The sequence below is a fragment of the Martinezella miluonensis genome (genome assembly GCF_900094545.1).
Classification (GTDB): Bacteria; Pseudomonadota; Alphaproteobacteria; order Rhizobiales; family Rhizobiaceae; genus Rhizobium; species Rhizobium miluonense.
Genome location: NZ_FMAH01000004.1, coordinates 1 through 15,540, shown reverse-complemented (window position 1 = coordinate 15,540; position 15,540 = coordinate 1). Strand labels below are relative to the sequence as shown.

The 15,540-nt window shown below is 59.8% G+C and carries 15 protein-coding genes and 3 tRNA genes; 1 reads left to right on the top strand and 17 read right to left on the bottom strand.

Translation table 11 applies throughout. The features are described 5' to 3' along the window. Window positions 1-20 precede the first annotated feature (20 nt). The 14 genes from GA0061102_RS05525 to GA0061102_RS05460 form a co-directional block, all read right to left on the bottom strand. Window positions 21-635, bottom strand: coding sequence for an NADH-quinone oxidoreductase subunit J (locus GA0061102_RS05525; protein ID WP_092844823.1), 615 nt, complete (start codon window positions 633-635; stop codon window positions 21-23). Window positions 636-784: 149 nt separating this feature from the next. Continuing rightward, window positions 785-1,276 carry an NADH-quinone oxidoreductase subunit NuoI gene (gene nuoI, locus GA0061102_RS05520; RefSeq protein ID WP_004122484.1) on the bottom strand — a complete coding sequence of 164 codons (492 nt, stop codon included), beginning with the start codon at window positions 1,274-1,276 and terminating at the stop codon, window positions 785-787. Between the two features lie 39 nt (window positions 1,277-1,315). Then, the gene (gene nuoH, locus GA0061102_RS05515) at window positions 1,316-2,359 is read right to left on the bottom strand and encodes an NADH-quinone oxidoreductase subunit NuoH (RefSeq protein ID WP_092844821.1); all 1,044 of its coding nucleotides are present in this window, start codon (window positions 2,357-2,359) and stop codon (window positions 1,316-1,318) included. 11 nt (window positions 2,360-2,370) lie between these two features. After that, window positions 2,371-4,452, bottom strand: a complete 2,082-nt coding sequence (gene nuoG / locus GA0061102_RS05510; protein WP_092844819.1) for an NADH-quinone oxidoreductase subunit NuoG — start codon at window positions 4,450-4,452, stop codon at window positions 2,371-2,373. Window positions 4,453-4,695: 243 nt separating this feature from the next. After that, window positions 4,696-5,436, bottom strand: coding sequence for a 5' DNA nuclease (locus GA0061102_RS05505; protein WP_092844817.1), 741 nt, complete (start codon window positions 5,434-5,436; stop codon window positions 4,696-4,698). A 5-nt stretch (window positions 5,437-5,441) separates the two neighbouring features. Further along, window positions 5,442-6,746, bottom strand: coding sequence for an NADH-quinone oxidoreductase subunit NuoF (gene nuoF, locus GA0061102_RS05500; protein WP_092844815.1), 1,305 nt, complete (start codon window positions 6,744-6,746; stop codon window positions 5,442-5,444). 10 nt (window positions 6,747-6,756) lie between these two features. Beyond that, window positions 6,757-7,752: an NADH-quinone oxidoreductase subunit NuoE gene (nuoE, locus tag GA0061102_RS05495; protein ID WP_092844813.1), complete on the bottom strand. Its 996-nt coding sequence runs from the start codon at window positions 7,750-7,752 to the stop codon at window positions 6,757-6,759. Window positions 7,753-7,767: 15 nt separating this feature from the next. Next, window positions 7,768-8,085 (bottom strand): hypothetical protein, encoded by a 318-nt coding sequence (locus tag GA0061102_RS05490; RefSeq protein WP_092844811.1) that lies wholly within the window; start codon window positions 8,083-8,085, stop codon window positions 7,768-7,770. After that, window positions 8,085-9,275: an NADH-quinone oxidoreductase subunit D gene (locus GA0061102_RS05485; protein WP_092844810.1), complete on the bottom strand. Its 1,191-nt coding sequence runs from the start codon at window positions 9,273-9,275 to the stop codon at window positions 8,085-8,087. The genes GA0061102_RS05490 and GA0061102_RS05485 overlap by 1 nt, the downstream gene beginning before the upstream one ends. 66 nt (window positions 9,276-9,341) lie before the next feature. After that, a complete protein-coding gene (locus tag GA0061102_RS05480; RefSeq protein ID WP_004122457.1) occupies window positions 9,342-9,944 on the bottom strand; it encodes an NADH-quinone oxidoreductase subunit C in 603 nt (200 codons plus the stop codon). Between the two features lie 18 nt (window positions 9,945-9,962). Continuing rightward, the gene (locus tag GA0061102_RS05475; protein ID WP_092844808.1) at window positions 9,963-10,544 is read right to left on the bottom strand and encodes a NuoB/complex I 20 kDa subunit family protein; all 582 of its coding nucleotides are present in this window, start codon (window positions 10,542-10,544) and stop codon (window positions 9,963-9,965) included. Further along, window positions 10,535-10,900, bottom strand: a complete 366-nt coding sequence (locus tag GA0061102_RS05470) for an NADH-quinone oxidoreductase subunit A (protein WP_092845249.1) — start codon at window positions 10,898-10,900, stop codon at window positions 10,535-10,537. The genes GA0061102_RS05475 and GA0061102_RS05470 overlap by 10 nt, the downstream gene beginning before the upstream one ends. A 258-nt stretch (window positions 10,901-11,158) precedes the next feature. Then, window positions 11,159-11,235: transfer RNA gene (locus GA0061102_RS05465), tRNA-Asp, on the bottom strand. Between the two features lie 50 nt (window positions 11,236-11,285). After that, window positions 11,286-11,362 (bottom strand) — tRNA-Asp (locus GA0061102_RS05460). A 391-nt stretch (window positions 11,363-11,753) separates the two neighbouring features. Between GA0061102_RS05460 and GA0061102_RS05455 the strand changes: the two genes are divergently transcribed. Then, window positions 11,754-11,829 (top strand) — tRNA-Val (locus GA0061102_RS05455). A gap of 359 nt (window positions 11,830-12,188) precedes the next feature. On the opposite strand, the gene GA0061102_RS05450 is transcribed toward GA0061102_RS05455, so the two are convergent. From GA0061102_RS05450 to GA0061102_RS05440, 3 genes are all read right to left on the bottom strand, one after another. Further along, window positions 12,189-13,487, bottom strand: a complete 1,299-nt coding sequence (locus tag GA0061102_RS05450) for a capsule biosynthesis protein (RefSeq protein ID WP_092844806.1) — start codon at window positions 13,485-13,487, stop codon at window positions 12,189-12,191. Further along, window positions 13,487-15,064: an LTA synthase family protein gene (locus GA0061102_RS05445; protein ID WP_092844804.1), complete on the bottom strand. Its 1,578-nt coding sequence runs from the start codon at window positions 15,062-15,064 to the stop codon at window positions 13,487-13,489. The genes GA0061102_RS05450 and GA0061102_RS05445 overlap by 1 nt, the downstream gene beginning before the upstream one ends. Window positions 15,065-15,231: 167 nt before the next feature. Beyond that, the coding region (locus GA0061102_RS05440) for an integrase core domain-containing protein (RefSeq protein ID WP_139115033.1) at window positions 15,232-15,540 on the bottom strand (309 nt) is incomplete at its 5' end.

Below are 15,540 nucleotides of genomic sequence, written 5' to 3'. Positions count from 1 at the left end.
TTTGATCCTCGTGCCTCGCCTCAGACGCCCTGCCCCGGCTTGACCTTGACCACCTCGACGGCGGTCGCAGGCGTGCGGGCGACCTGTTGGGGGATATTCTGGCGCTTGATGTGCGTGCGATGCTTCAGCGTCAGCACGATCGCGCCGATCATCGCAACCAGCAGAACAAGGCCGGCGATCTCGAAGAAATAGACGTAGTTGGTATAGAGCACGTCGCCGAGGGCGGCAGTGTTCGTGCGTTGCGTGATGGCGGGGATCGGCATGGCGACCGACTTGGCGATCTGGGGCGAGATCACGCTGCCGCCGATGACGACGATCAGCTCGGCGGCGAGGATGACGCCGATCAGCGCGCCGATCGGCGCATATTCCAGAATGCCCGCCCGGAGTTCGGCGAAATCGACATCAAGCATCATGACGACGAAAAGGAAGAGAACCGCCACGGCGCCGACATAAACGACCAGCAGGATCATCGCCAGGAACTCGGCCCCCATCAACAGGAAGAGGCCGGCCGCGTTGAAGAAAACCAGGATCAGGAACAGGACCGAATGGACCGGATTCCGCGCTGAGATGACCATGAACGCCGACGCCACAGCGACAAAGGCGAAGATGTAGAAAAAAAGAGCCTGCAGACCCATGTTGGTGCCTTTTTCGTCTTCCCCCGGGCAGCGGGGTGCTTCCCCTGCCCGATGGAGCTCGGTCGGACCTTCGTCCGGCAAAGCCCCGGTCTAGATTCAACCGCGACGGCGACAACGGGCCGCCCGTCACGGCATACTCAAAACTCCGCTCAGCGGTACGGCGAATCCATCGCGATGTTGCGCGCGATTTCGCGTTCCCAGCGGTCGCCATTGTCCAAAAGCCGCGCTTTGTCGAAGTAGAGCTCTTCGCGGGTCTCGGTGGCGAATTCGAAGTTCGGCCCTTCGACGATAGCGTCGACCGGGCAGGCTTCCTGGCAGAAGCCGCAATAGATGCACTTCACCATGTCGATGTCGTAACGCACCGTGCGGCGCGTGCCGTCGTTGCGGCGCGGCCCGGCCTCGATGGTGATAGCCTGGGCAGGACAGATGGCTTCGCAGAGCTTGCAGGCGATGCAGCGCTCTTCGCCGTTGGGATAGCGGCGCAGCGCATGTTCGCCGCGGAAGCGCGGGCTGACCGGCCCCTTCTCGAAGGGGTAATTGATCGTCGCCTTCTGCTTGAAGAAGTAACGCATCGACAAAAAGAACGCGCCGACAAATTCCTTGAGAAACAGCGAGCTGACGGCGTTGGACAAACCGGCCATCTTAACCTCCAAAACTGCCAGAAGCGGGGACAGACATCATCACGCCCATCCCGTCAGCTTCAGCACGAATGCAACGATAACGACCATGGCAAGCGACAGCGGCAGGAAAACCTTCCAGCCAAGGCGCATGAGCTGGTCGTAGCGGTAGCGCGGCACGAAAGCCTTCACCATCGCGAACATGAAAAACACAAGGCAGGACTTCAGCAGGAACCAGATGATGCCCGGAACCCAATTCAGGATCCAGATATCGACCGGAGGCAGCCAGCCGCCGAGGAAGAGGATCGTCGTGAGCGAGCACATCAGCACGACGGCAGCATATTCGCCGAGCATGAACATCATGTACGGGGAAGAGCTGTATTCGACCATGAAGCCGGCGACCAGTTCCGATTCCGCTTCCGGAAGATCGAAGGGCGGGCGGTTGGTTTCAGCGAGCGCCGAAATGAAGAACACGATGAACATCGGGAACAGCGACAGCCAGTGCCAGTCGAGGAACGAGGCCGGCAGGCCGAGCTTGGTGCCGAGGCCCGTCTGCTGCGAGAGCACGATATCCGTCAGGTTCAGCGAACCAACGCAAAGCAGCACGGTGACGATGACGAAACCGATCGAGACTTCGTAGGACACCATCTGTGCTGCAGAGCGCAACGCGCCGAGGAACGGATACTTCGAGTTCGAAGCCCAGCCGCCCATGATGATGCCGTATACTTCCAGCGACGAGATCGCCAGGATGTAAAGGATGCCGACGTTGATATCGGCGACGACCCAATTCTGCGCCAGCGGCACGACGGCCCAGGTGGACAGCGCCAGTACCACGGACACCAGCGGCGCCAGCAGAAACACGGTCTTGTTTGCACCGGCCGGGATGATCGGCTCCTTGAAGATGAACTTCAGAAGGTCGGCGAAGGACTGAAACAGGCCGAAGGGACCGACGACGTTCGGGCCGCGGCGCAGCTGAACCGCCGCCCAGATCTTACGGTCGGCAAGCAGAATAAAGGCGATGAAGATCAGCAGAGGGACCAGGAGCAACAAGGCCTGGCCGAACATGATCAGCCCCGGCAAGAGATAGGTCGAAACGAATGAATCCATAGTCCTTGCCCTTACTCTGCCGCAGCCTGGAAATTGTTGCGGGCCAATGCCGAGCATTCGGCCATGACAGCCGACGCGCGCGTTATCGGGTTCGTCAAATAGAAGTCTTTGATCGGCGACGCAAATGCCGATTTGCCCATCGCGCCGGCTTTTTTCGCAAGTGCGGCAATTTGGGCGCTATCGGCTTCGGCAATCTCGTCGATGCCGGCGAAATGCGGGAAAGCTGCATAGAGCTTCGCGCGCAATTCTCTCAGCGAATCAAAGGGAAGCTTCTTGCCGAGTACGTCGGAAAGGGCGCGAATGACGGCCCAGTCCTCGCGGGCATCCCCCGGTGCGAAACCGGCGCGATTGCCCATCTGGACACGGCCTTCGGTGTTGACCCAGGTGCCCGACTTTTCAGTGTAGGCGGCAGCCGGGAGAATGACGTCGGCACTCTGTGCGCCGTTGTCGCCATGCGAGCCGATATAGACGGTGAACTTGGCGCCCTTGCGGCTGAAATCGAGTTCATCGGCGCCGAGCAGGAAGAGCACGTCCATCGACGACAGCATGGTCGCCGCATTGACGCCCTTTTCGCCCGGCACGAAGCCGAGATCGAGGCCACCCACGCGGGATGCCGCCGTGTGCAGCACGGCAAAGCCGTTCCAGCCATCCTTGACGACACCGACGGCTGCCGCGAGCTTGGCGGCATTTGCCAGCACCTGCGCGCCATCTTCACGGATCAGTGCGCCCTGGCCGATGATGATCATCGGCTTTTCGGCCTTCTTCAGAACGTCCGCAAAGCTGTGCGAACCGTTGACGATATCGGCGAGCGTGTCCGAGCCTGCACCGAGATAGTCGTAGGAGTAGCGCAGGTCGGCATGTTCGCCGATCACGCCGATCGGGAACTTACCGCGGCGCCAGCGCTTACGGATGCGCGAATTCAGCACGGCAGCTTCGAAGCGCGGATTGGCGCCGACGATCAGCAGCGCATCGGCGGCTTCGATACCCTGAATGCTCGGGTTGAAGATGTAGCTTGCGCGGCCGAGCGACGGATCAAGCGCCGTCCCGTCCTGGCGACAGTCGAGATTCTCCGAACCAAGCGATTTCATCAGTTCGCCGAGGGCGTACATCTCTTCGACCGAAGCGAGGTCACCGGCGATGGCGCCGATCTTGTCGCCGCTGGTGGCGGAGACCGCCGACTTGATAGCGGCAAAGGCGTCGCTCCAGCTTGCGGCTTGCAGGCGGCCATCCTTGCGGACATAGGGCTTGTCGAGGCGCTGCGTTTTCAGGCCATCCCAGATGAAGCGCGTCTTGTCGGAGATCCACTCTTCGTTGATCTGCTCGTTGACCCTAGGCAGCACGCGCATGACTTCGCGGCCACGCGTATCGACGCGGATGGCGGAGCCGAGCGCGTCCATGACGTCGATCGATTCGGTCTTGTTCAACTCCCACGGACGAGCCGTGAAGGCGAAGGGCTTCGAGGTCAGCGCGCCGACCGGGCAAAGATCAACGACGTTGCCCTGCAGCTCCGAGGTCATTGCGCGCTCGAGATAGGTGGTGATCTCGGCGTCTTCGCCGCGGCCGATCAGGCCGAGCTCGGAGATGCCGGCAACTTCCGTCGTGAAACGGACGCAACGCGTGCAGTGAATGCAGCGGTTCATCACGGTCTTGACCAGCGGGCCGATATACTTGTCTTCGACGGCGCGCTTGTCTTCCTGATAGCGCGAGCTGTCGATACCGAAGGCCATGGCCTGATCCTGCAGATCGCATTCGCCGCCCTGGTCGCAGATCGGGCAATCCAGCGGATGGTTGATCAGCAGGAACTCCATCACGCCTTCGCGGGCCTTCTTGACCATCGGCGTATTGGTGAAGACTTCCGGAAGTTCGCCGTTCGGGCCGCCGCGAATGTCGCGCACGCCCATGGCGCAAGAAGCCTGCGGCTTCGGCGGGCCACCCTTTACCTCTACGAGGCACATGCGGCAATTGCCGGCCACCGACAGTCGTTCATGGAAGCAGAAGCGCGGGACTTCGGCGCCGGCTTCCTCGCACGCCTGGATAAGCGTGTAGTGATCCGGAACTTCGATCTCTTTACCGTCAATCTTCAGTTTAGCCATCGTCCACTCAGTCCTATGTCACGTCTCCAGCCGAACCTGGCTGCAGGCAATTTCATGATCGCAAACCGGACTGCCACCGGCGCGGCATGACCGCCGCAGGGCACCGGTTCGCTCACAATAAGCTTTGCCGAATCTTGTCCCCGCAAGATCAGCGTCGCGATCGAAACATGCGGGGCTTGCCCGCAACATTTCCACCGCCTTCATTCACCCTCCCCGGCTGTCGCGTACAGCCAAGGAAAAACCTCAATTCCGGCCCTTCGGCAGCAGCGCCTTCGCCTGGCCCACCCAGTCGTCGCGCCGGATGCGGCCGTCAAAGCCGAGCTCCGCATCGATCCGCTCGACATCTGCATCGGTCCAGACAGCGATATCGGCAAAGCGCTGGATACCGCGTCCGTTCAACACCTGCTCCAGCTTCGGGCCGACGCCCGAAATGAGCTTCAGGTCGTCGGCTTTCGGCGCGGCCTTGCGGCTACGCGCGGGAGCCGGCTTTGCTGCAACAGGCGCCGCCACCTCGACCTTGGCCTTACTCTTGGCCGGCGCTGCCGTAGTCACAGCAACCGCAGCCGGCTTTGGCGCGGCCTTCTTTGCGACGGCGGGCTTCGGCTTTGCAGCCACCGGCTTCGATGCGACCGGAGCGGCAACGGGCGATGCCTCTACGGGCTTCGCTTCCCCTGCCCCGGCCTTCTTCGCTGCCGCTTTCTGTTCGGCGGCGCCATCATTCCCTTGATCCGGCTCGGCAGCCCGCTTGTTCGCAACCTCGACGGCACCCTGAAGTGCACCGAAGAATGCTCCGGCGATCTGCGAGGTAACGCCGAAACCGATGGCCGCCGCAGCGGCAAATGCCGCTGCCGGATTGGCCATCAGTGGATAGATCGGCATAACGGACGAATTCCGCAGCATATCGGCGGCAACGCGGCCGAGATCGGCCGATGCGTCACCGGCCACTGCATTCCCTTGCCTGATATCCGTGGTCTTCGCCATCATCGTCCTTACTCGGCAGCTTCCAGTACGGCGCCGCGGCTTGTCGCGTTGGCGGTATACTGGTCGATGCGCTTTTCGATCTCGGGGCGGAAATTGCGGATCAGGCCCTGCACCGGCCATGCGGCTGCGTCGCCGAGCGCACAGATGGTATGACCTTCGATCTGCTTCGTCACCTGGAACAGCATGTCAATCTCGCGCTTCTGCGCGTTGCCGCGCGCCATGCGCTCCAGAACGCGCCACATCCAGCCCGTGCCTTCGCGGCACGGCGTGCACTGACCGCAGCTCTCGTGCTTGAAGAAGGCCGAGATGCGGGCGATCGCCTTGATGATGTCGGTCGACTTGTCCATGACGATCGCCGCTGCCGTACCGAAGGACGACTTGACTTCGCGCAGACCATCGAAATCCATCGGGCAGTCGATGATATCGGCAGCCGGAACGACCGGGCACGACGCGCCGCCGGGAATGACGGCCAGCAGATTGTCCCAGCCGCCGCGAATACCGCCGCCATGCTTTTCGACCAGCTCGCGGAAAGTGATGCCCATCGTCTCTTCAACCGTGCAAGGACGGTTGACGTGACCGGAGAGCATGAACAGCTTCGTGCCGACATTGTTCGGACGGCCGAAGGAGGAGAACCAGCCGGCACCGCGGCGCAGGATCGTCGGGGCAACGGCGATCGACTCGACGTTGTTGACTGTCGTCGGGCAGCCATAGAGACCCATGTTGGCCGGGAACGGCGGCTTCAGGCGCGGCTGGCCCTTCTTGCCTTCCAGGCTTTCGAGCAGCGCGGTTTCTTCGCCGCAGATGTAGGCGCCGGCGCCATGATGAACGTAAACGTCATAATCCCAGCCGAGCTTGTTGTTTTTGCCGAGTAATCCTGCATCGTAGCATTCGTCGATCGCCGCCTGCAGGGCTTCGCGCTCGCGCATATATTCGCCGCGAACATAGATGTAAGCGGCATTAGCGCCCATGGCGAAACCGGCAATGACGCAACCTTCGATCAGCGTGTGCGGATCGTGGCGCATGATGTCGCGGTCCTTGCAGGTGCCCGGCTCGGACTCGTCGGCGTTGACGACGAGATAGTGCGGACGACCGTCGCTTTCCTTCGGCATGAAGGACCACTTGAGACCGGTCGGGAAGCCTGCGCCGCCGCGACCGCGAAGGCCGGAGGCCTTCATCTCGTTGATGATCCAGTCACGACCCTTTTCGAGGATTTGCTTCGTGCCGTCCCAATGGCCGCGCGACATCGCGCCCTTGAGAGACTTATCCTTGAGGCCGTAGATATTGGTAAAGATGCGATCCTGATCCTGTAACATGCTTCACCTCTTACCGCGGCTTCTTGCCGAAGACCTTGATATATTCCGCTTCGCCACCCTTAGCGAGTGCCTCAGCCTGCCTGACCCAGTCGTCGCGCTCGATCCGGCCCTTGAAATTCAGATAGCCGTCAACCCAATGGCGCTCGGCCTCATGCCAGCTGGCCACCTGCGCGAAGGTGAAGATGCCAAGCTCATGCAGGATGGACTCGATCTTCGGGCCGACGCCGGAAATCAGCCGCAGGTCGTCCGGCTGCGCGGGTCTTTCGATACCGGCGGGACGATCCTTGTCGTCAAGCGACGGCTTCTTGGCGGCTTCGGTTTTTTCCGGCGCAGTGTCGGCAATAGGTTGCTCTGCTGCAGCCTTGGCCTTAGCGGCAACGCTCTTTGCCTTCGTCTCATCCGACAGGAGAGACGTCAAGCCACCTTCCGGAGCGGAGAAGACGCGGTCGATCTGCGGGCCAGTCGGAACTTCGCTGCCTTTGCCTGCGGCGAATGCATCGATGATCTCTTCGAGACGTGCCGGCGTCAAATCCTCATAGGTATCCTTGCCGATCACCACCATCGGTGCATTGACGCAGGCGCCCTGACATTCGACCTCTTCCCAGGAGAGCGTGCCGTCGGCGTTGCGCTCAAAGGCGTGATCATGGATCCGGCTCTTGCAGACCTTGATCAGCCCTTCGGCGCCGCGCAGCATGCAGGGCGTCGTGCCGCAAACCTGAACGTGGGCGCGCGTGCCGACCGGGTTCAGCTGGAACTGCGTGTAGAACGTCGCAACTTCGAGCGCGCGGATATAGGCCATATCCAGCATGTCGGCGATCTTCTCGATCGCTGCCCTGGTGACCCAGCCATCCTGCTCCTGCGCCCGCATCATCAGCGGGATAATCGCGGACTGCTGACGGCCCTCGGGGTATTTATTGATCGTCTTTTCAGCCCAGACCGCATTCTCCGCATTAAAGGCGAAAGCGGCAGGCTGGAATTGATCTTCGGCTAGTCGACGAACGGACATCTTTCACGCCTTATCTCAGTTTAAGGACCCACACCGCGTATTCGTCAGAGACGAGAATTCGCAGGCATAGGCCGACTGGTCTTTCTGCATAAACACAACAAACTTGCCGCCATTCGGCACAGCGGCCTTGATCTGATAACCGCGCGAGAGGAGATCCGCCACTGTCGAATCTCCGCCCTGCGTAACCGCATTTCCGCCTTTCGCAGAATTCGCGCTCGGCGCATTCGAACCCTGCAAGTTGATGGTCGGCAGGCTCTGCGTCTTGCCGGTCTGCTGTGCCGAAGCACCGCAAGCGACCAGAAGCGCCGGGATAACCACCTGCCAAACTCGCATCAACGATCCACCTCACCGAAGACGATATCAAGCGAACCGAGGACGGCAGCGACGTCGGCGAGCTGATGGCCGCGGCACATGAAGTCCATGGCCTGCAGATGCGCATAGCCCGGTGCACGGATCTTGCAGCGATAAGGCTTGTTGGAGCCGTCGGAGACGAGATAGACGCCAAACTCGCCCTTGGGCGCTTCGACAGCCGCATAAACCTCGCCGGCCGGCACGTGATAGCCTTCGGTGTAGAGCTTGAAGTGGTGGATCAGCGCTTCCATCGAGCGCTTCATCTCGCCGCGCTTCGGCGGAACGACCTTCCCATCCAGCGACGAGACCGGTCCGGCCTTGGCATCGCCCAGCAGGCGATTGACGCACTGCTTCATGATGCGGACGGATTCGCGCATCTCGATCATGCGGATGAGGTAACGGTCGTAGCAATCGCCGTTCTTGCCGATCGGAATGTCGAATTCGAGATCGGAATAGCATTCATAGGGCTGGGCCTTGCGCAGGTCCCAGGCAGCACCCGAACCGCGGACCATGACGCCGGAGAAGCCCCAGGCCCAACAGTCTTCCAGCGAAACCACGCCGATATCGACGTTACGCTGCTTGAAGATGCGGTTGCCGGTCAGAAGGTCGTCGATATCGTCGAGCGCCTTCAGGAAGGGATCGCACCAATCGCCGATATCCTGCACCAGTTTCTCGGGAAGATCCTGGTGAACACCGCCCGGACGGACATAGGCTGCGTGCATGCGCGAGCCGGAGGCGCGCTCGTAGAACACCATCAGCTTTTCGCGCTCTTCGAAGCCCCAGAGCGGCGGCGTCAGCGCGCCGACGTCCATGGCCTGCGTCGTAACGTTCAGGAGATGCGACAGGATGCGGCCGATTTCCGAATAAAGCACGCGGATCAGCTGGCCGCGGATCGGGATATCGATGCCGAGCAGCTTTTCGACAGCCAGCGCGTAGGCATGTTCCTGGTTCATCGGCGCCACGTAGTCGAGGCGGTCGAAGTAAGGAACGGCCTGAAGATAGGTCTTCGATTCGATCAGCTTTTCCGTGCCGCGATGCAGCAGGCCAATATGGGGATCGACGCGTTCCACAATTTCGCCGTCCAATTCGAGGACAAGACGCAAGACGCCGTGCGCAGCCGGATGCTGCGGGCCGAAATTGATGTTGAAGTTGCGAACGTTATGTTCTGTCATGGCGGCGATGCTCGCGTTTTCAGAATTTCAGAGAATGGCAGGCCGAAGCCCGCCACACGCCAACAATTAGGCCTTCGCCTTCTCGTCACCCGGGAGCACGTAGTCGGTGCCCTCCCACGGCGACAGGAAGTCGAAGTTGCGGAATTCCTGCTTCAGTTCCACCGGCTCGTAGACGACCCGCTTGGCGGCATCGTCATAACGTACTTCGACGAAACCAGTCGTCGGGAAATCCTTGCGCAGCGGGTGGCCTTCGAAACCGTAGTCCGTCAGCAAACGGCGCAAATCCGGATGACCGGTAAAGAGAACGCCGTACATGTCCCAGGTTTCGCGCTCGAACCAGTCGGCGCCGGGATAGATGCCGCAGGCGGAGGGAACAGGCTGGTCTTCGCCAACCGGAACCTTGACGCGGATGCGCAGGTTCTTCTTGGGCGACAGCAGATGATAGACGACATCGAAACGCTCGGCGCGCTGCGGCCAGTCGACACCGCAAATGTCCGTCATGTTGACGAAGCCGCACTTGGCGTCGTCACGCAGGAAGGTCAGCAGTGCGATAACGTTTTCGGTCGTCGTCGTCACGTTCAGCTCGCCATACTTGATCTCGATCGAAGAGATCAGGGCGCTGCGAACTTCCGTGAGGTAGGCGGCGAGCTCGTTCAGGGCTTCACTCATAATACCTTGTCCCCTGCCTTACCGTTCGATCGTGCCGGTGCGCCGGATCTTCTTCTGCAGCAAAAGCACGCCGTAAAGCAGCGCTTCTGCCGTGGGAGGACAGCCCGGAATATAGATGTCGATCGGCACGATGCGATCGCAGCCGCGCACGACGGAATAGGAATAGTGATAGTAGCCGCCGCCGTTGGCGCAGGAACCCATCGAAATGACGTAACGCGGCTCAGGCATCTGGTCGTAGACCTTGCGCAGAGCGGGCGCCATCTTGTTCGTCAGCGTGCCGGCCACGATCATGACGTCGGACTGACGCGGCGAAGCGCGCGGCGCAAAGCCGAAACGCTCGACGTCGTAACGCGGCATGGAAACCTGCATCATCTCGACGGCGCAGCAGGCGAGACCGAAAGTCATCCACATGAGGGAGCCGGTGCGGGCCCAGGTGATCAGCTCATCTGTGGAGGTAACCAGAAAACCCTTATCGGCGAGCTCATTGTTGATCTCGCCAAAGAACGGATCGTTGCTGCCAACCGGCCTGCCGGTCGCGGGATCGATGATCCCCTTCGGCTGCGGCGCCACGAGCGTCGTGTTAGTCGGAGCTACTCCCATTCCAGGGCTCCCTTCTTCCATTCATAGATAAAGCCGATGGTCAGCACCGCCAGGAACACCATCATCGACCAGAATCCGAACCAGCCGATCGCACCGAAGGATATGGCCCAGGGGAAAAGGAAGGCGACTTCCAGGTCGAAGATGATGAAGAGAATCGACACCAAGTAGAAGCGGATATCGAACTTCATGCGGGCGTCATCGAATGCGTTGAAGCCGCATTCATAGGCCGACAGCTTTTCGGAGTCCGGCGCCTTGAAGGCGACGGCAAACGGCGCGATCAACAGCGCCAAGCCAATCACCAAGGCAACACCAATGAAAATCGCTATCGGAATATAGGAACTGAGCAGTCCAGTCATCATGTCCATCCCTGCTTGCGATCAGCGCCGGGGCGGCGCATTTGAGCAAATGCCCAGCAAGCGAAAGAGCGTTGCAACAAAGCCGTGGTTAGCGCAGCCGGAGCGCGGGCGCAAGCCTTTTGAATCTGTCGTTCGGAGTACTGTCGAGCGGTAGATATCAATATGTTGCGACGGCATCGCGACAAATCGGCGCAAAGGCCAAACGGCTCTTTCGCAATCGCAATAAATTGATGTTTGATTGTAATGGCTTGGAGAGAATGGCGCGAGTGACGGGGCTCGAACCCGCGACCTCCGGCGTGACAGGCCGGCACTCTAACCGACTGAGCTACACCCGCGCATTGCTTGACCTTTCGGCCGGGCGCATGATCCGGATTTGACCTTGAAATGGCGCGAGTGACGGGGCTCGAACCCGCGACCTCCGGCGTGACAGGCCGGCACTCTAACCGACTGAGCTACACCCGCATTTCATTTCAAGCAGTCCGGATGCTTTCGCACCCATCAAAGCGGCCCTCGCCGTTCGATGAGCGGCTAACTACGGGGTTCGTGTTTGGGTGTCAAGCAGGTTTGAATACAAATCGATGACAGAGTGCGAATTGTTTTGGACAAGCTCGCCCTCAAGTTTCCGTTCCCGCGATTTGGCATGGCAGCTTCCCGCCCCACGCATTTCATGCGAGCCTGATATGCACAGGGGATAATCCGGCAGGCTTCACATCCGTGCATATGGACGACCGAGACCGGGGTGGGGAAAAATCAAAAAAATCAAAAAATCTTCACAAACACTCTTGCGGTTTTTCCTCGTTCCGCATAGATCACGGCCACCGGATGCGGCGGGCCAATGACCCGCTTGCCTGACGGGCGATTAGCTCAGTTGGTAGAGCGCCTCGTTTACACCGAGGATGTCGGGAGTTCGAGTCTCTCATCGCCCACCATTTCTAAGCCTCACAAATTGAGCGATTAGCCGAAATGGAATGACCGTTGCGCTATGCGCAGATGATCCTCTGTAGATCGCGATGGCGGCCGCTCAGTAATTGCCGGTTATGACAACTCCCAGAAGAACCACGGAAACAAGCCCAAGAGCTGCCATGATCACAAGCAGTTCTTTCAGCATGAATCTTTCCATCTTACTTCCACCCATGGCGTTTGCTCCCAACAAACGACTGTGCGCTTAGGCCCTGACGCCGAATCGCTGCATCAGTTTACTACAAGTCCATATGTAAGTGGCCGGAATGTTAATTGCATCGCCACGACCGAGCGCGTGTTGATCCTAGCTCAGCGTTTCATCGAGCGATCAGGGTATCGAGATCTTCGAAGGCCTTTGCCGCGGTGCCGGCTCGACATAAGCGCCGGGCAGATTGACCGTGCACGACAATAATCTCTTAGCGATCTGCTCGGCGGCTGATTGTGCTCCATCCTTGGAGCAGAAGTTGCCGCGCACCTGTACTGCTGCAGCAAGCAGCTTGAAGAATGCCGCGCAAAGCTCTGCCGATGGCTGTGCCGGATGGGTCCAGAATCGATCCAAGGGCCCCTGGTCGGCTAGGCCCTCTATGTCGTAGACCGCCATTCCCAGGACTTTCACAGGCTTGCCGGCCCGCAATGCCGAAAGCGCCGCAGTGGAATTGACCGTCACCATGCCTTGGCTGGCGACGATCAACCGGTCGAGATTGCCGCCATCGAGGAAATGGACGCGGGAAGACAACCCGTGCGCGGTGCTGATGCGATTTACGTAGGCTCTCCAATCCACGAGCCCGCTGTCGAGCGGATGCAGCTTGACCACGAGTTCCGTCCCGGCGGCGGCATTATCCGCAAAAGATTGGAGAATCAGCCTGATGGCATCCTGCTGCTGATGAAAAGGCGAGTGCGAGCGCAGCTGGTAGTCGGTCTGAAGCTGCAGCGGGTAAACAAAGAATCGCTTGTCGCCGGCAATCAGCTCCTCGATCAGGCCTTCGGCCTCACGAGACCTCCTGCCGCTTGCCGGAAGTCTGCGCAGCCAGCCGGCATATTCCATCAAGGGATGGTAGAGCCCATGACGGCGATAGCCGGGATAAAGAAACCATAAAAAGACGGTCGGAAGATAGTAGGCGAGATCGTAAAGCGCTTCGGCAAGGAAGGTCTGGCTGAAGCGACGCGTCCAATCCGGCTCGGGCAGATTTGATGCCGCCTCGACGATATAGGCCGGGTCGGTCGGAAAGCGCGAATTGGAGGACAGCCCATCTCGCTCGAGCGTCACCCAATCCGGCCGCAAATATCCCATTTCCACAACATTGACGCGGACGCCCAATCGCCGCGCCTCCTCGATCGCGACACGATGATAGGGGCGTTCCTCGCCATGCAGAATCATGTCCGTGACGTTGTCGGCTTCGATTCGGCCTCGGATATAGCTACGCCAACCGGCAAAATTGCCTCGATAATTGAAAGCACCGTCAGTGCGCCAGGAAATCCAGTCGCCGGCATTCAGGTTGATGCGAACGCATCGGCTGCCGGCAGCCCGAAGTAACCTGGCGGTTTCCACAAATAGCGGCGAGGACGGTCCCTGCAGGAAAAGGAACACCTGTCGGGAATCACCCGCCTCCCCCTTCCCTTCGGCCATTACTCCGGGACCTCGGTGCTCAATCCGGCATAGCGCAGCATGGTGCCGATGAAATTCCAGGGCGCCTCTTCCTGCGGCTGCGTGGGCTTCTGCGAATGCGCCCGCGCCCGCCCGAGCGGAACGATGACATAGTCGGTCCGCGGATCGGGGAACGGATCGGCAAACGCTTTCAACAACGGCGCATGATCGCCGTAAAACAGTAGCCAGACCGGGCGATCCAGCCTGTCGAGGTGATGGGCCAGGTTGCCGAGCGCGTGATCGGCGCGCATCAACAATTCGGCATAGATCTCCACCGGATCGACGAGATCGCCGCAGCGGCCTGACTCCCAGGGACCGTGATTCGCCATGGATGCGACGAAGACGAAATTCTTGTCCGTTCCGTCCTCGTCGATCGCTCGAATCACGCTCTTCGTCAGCGACTGGTCGCTGACATAAGGACCATCGCGCTCCGAATTGTGATCGAACTCGTCCAGCATCATCATCCGGTCGAAGCCAAGCTGCGGCATCGCCTTATGGCGCAGGAAAAAGGTCTTGTCGTAGGGATGAATGAACTGTGTCTTCCAGCCAGCCTTCTTCAGCCGCGCCGGCCAGACGACATCCTTGTAGTGGCTGGCGCGCAGGTACGGATAGCTGGCATCGATATGCACGTTTTCCGGCAGCAGCCCGCTCAGGACTGCAAATTCGGTGCGCAGCGTATAGCCGCCTTCAAAAACACTGGACATCCGGCCCCATTGGGCGGCCCGCTCCCGCAGCCGGTCGAGATTCGGAAGTTTGACGCTCTCGACGCCGAAATGCCTGAGGTCGATGAAGGATTCCGACTGCCAGACGACAATGAGCGGCTCGTCGTCGCCGTGCTCCCAAAGCTCATGCAAAGCAGAGATAAGACGCCCCGACAGATCCGCGACGATCGCCTCGCGCCTGACGCCGACCCAGATGACGAAATGAAAAACCACCGAGGCGAAGGTGCCAAAGCGGACGGTATCCATTTTGACATCGACCTTGATAAGATATCTCTGCGTGAAGCGGCAAACCGGTTCGCTGACAACCCTGCTGAAAAGAGCGAGCCATGGCGAAACCGCTATGACAATCATCAGAAGAACCCAAAGAACACCGTTCCGGGCAGGCAGGACCGTCGGTTCCCAATACATATAGAGGCCGCTTAGGCCGAACACGTAAGCGAAGGCGATGACCCAGAAGAAGATGTTCAGCGACGTCGCGTAGAAGATCTCCTTGTACTTGAAGACGTCGACCACGAGCGCGATGTCGGAAAATACCAGGGGCTCGCGAATGAATTCGAACTTTGCCCGGGAAATCCCCGTGAAGATCACGAAGAAGCTGATGACGGCCTGACTACTGTAGATCGGGCGCCAGGAAATCGCAAAAAAGGCGGCATAGATCAATGCGATGACGGGAATTCTGACGGCAAAGTCGCAAAGACGGCGGCGCCAGCTTCTCTCGGTACGATTCTGCGCATTGATGGCAGCCGGCATCGCAAAAACGTCGGTCAGGAATACCACCACGCAGGAAAGCGCAAAGCAGGCGACGGTCAAGAGAACCGGAAAATCATGAAGCTTCAAAACTGCGCCATCCCATGCCCGCTGCTCGTGACAGCGTTTTCTCAGCCCGCGGGGAACGAGCCGCCAATTCCCTAAATCACTTTTTGCTGCCTATCTGTTGATTTCCGCTAGGAACTGACCCGACGCTGGAGTGAACCCCTGGGGCTGGACCAGCGATGCGCGTCAAACTAAGCCGCCTGCTGGGCGAGTTGGGTTTCAAATTCTGCTGGCGATCGATAGCCAAGGGCTGAGTGCAACCGCCTGGCATTGTAGATCTCCTCGATGAACCTGGGCAAGCGGTCAGCCACGTCCGCGAAGGTCTCGTAGCCAGCGGGGTAGATATCTTCCACTTTCAAGGTCTTCATGAAGCTCTCTGCCTGCGCATTATGATAAGGGTTGCCGACGGCGCTCATGGAACCCTGTAGACCAGCGGCATCGAGCGCCCGTCGATAGGTCTCACTTGCGTATTGGCATCCGCGATCCGTGTGGTGAATGCA

Excerpts from the sequence above, each read along its gene's own strand:
- GA0061102_RS05525 (WP_092844823.1), bottom strand. The coding sequence starts at position 635 with ATGGGTCTGCAGGCTCTTTTTTTCTACATCTTCGCCTTTGTCGCTGTG.
- nuoI (WP_004122484.1), bottom strand. The coding sequence starts at position 1,276 with ATGGCCGGTTTGTCCAACGCCGTCAGCTCGCTGTTTCTCAAGGAATTT.
- nuoH (WP_092844821.1), bottom strand. The coding sequence starts at position 2,359 with ATGGATTCATTCGTTTCGACCTATCTCTTGCCGGGGCTGATCATGTTC.
- nuoG (WP_092844819.1), bottom strand. The coding sequence starts at position 4,452 with ATGGCTAAACTGAAGATTGACGGTAAAGAGATCGAAGTTCCGGATCAC.
- GA0061102_RS05505 (WP_092844817.1), bottom strand. The coding sequence starts at position 5,436 with ATGATGGCGAAGACCACGGATATCAGGCAAGGGAATGCAGTGGCCGGT.
- nuoF (WP_092844815.1), bottom strand. The coding sequence starts at position 6,746 with ATGTTACAGGATCAGGATCGCATCTTTACCAATATCTACGGCCTCAAG.
- nuoE (WP_092844813.1), bottom strand. The coding sequence starts at position 7,752 with ATGTCCGTTCGTCGACTAGCCGAAGATCAATTCCAGCCTGCCGCTTTC.
- GA0061102_RS05490 (WP_092844811.1), bottom strand. The coding sequence starts at position 8,085 with ATGCGAGTTTGGCAGGTGGTTATCCCGGCGCTTCTGGTCGCTTGCGGT.
- GA0061102_RS05485 (WP_092844810.1), bottom strand. The coding sequence starts at position 9,275 with ATGACAGAACATAACGTTCGCAACTTCAACATCAATTTCGGCCCGCAG.
- GA0061102_RS05480 (WP_004122457.1), bottom strand. The coding sequence starts at position 9,944 with ATGAGTGAAGCCCTGAACGAGCTCGCCGCCTACCTCACGGAAGTTCGC.
- GA0061102_RS05475 (WP_092844808.1), bottom strand. The coding sequence starts at position 10,544 with ATGGGAGTAGCTCCGACTAACACGACGCTCGTGGCGCCGCAGCCGAAG.
- GA0061102_RS05470 (WP_092845249.1), bottom strand. The coding sequence starts at position 10,900 with ATGACTGGACTGCTCAGTTCCTATATTCCGATAGCGATTTTCATTGGT.
- GA0061102_RS05450 (WP_092844806.1), bottom strand. The coding sequence starts at position 13,487 with ATGGCCGAAGGGAAGGGGGAGGCGGGTGATTCCCGACAGGTGTTCCTT.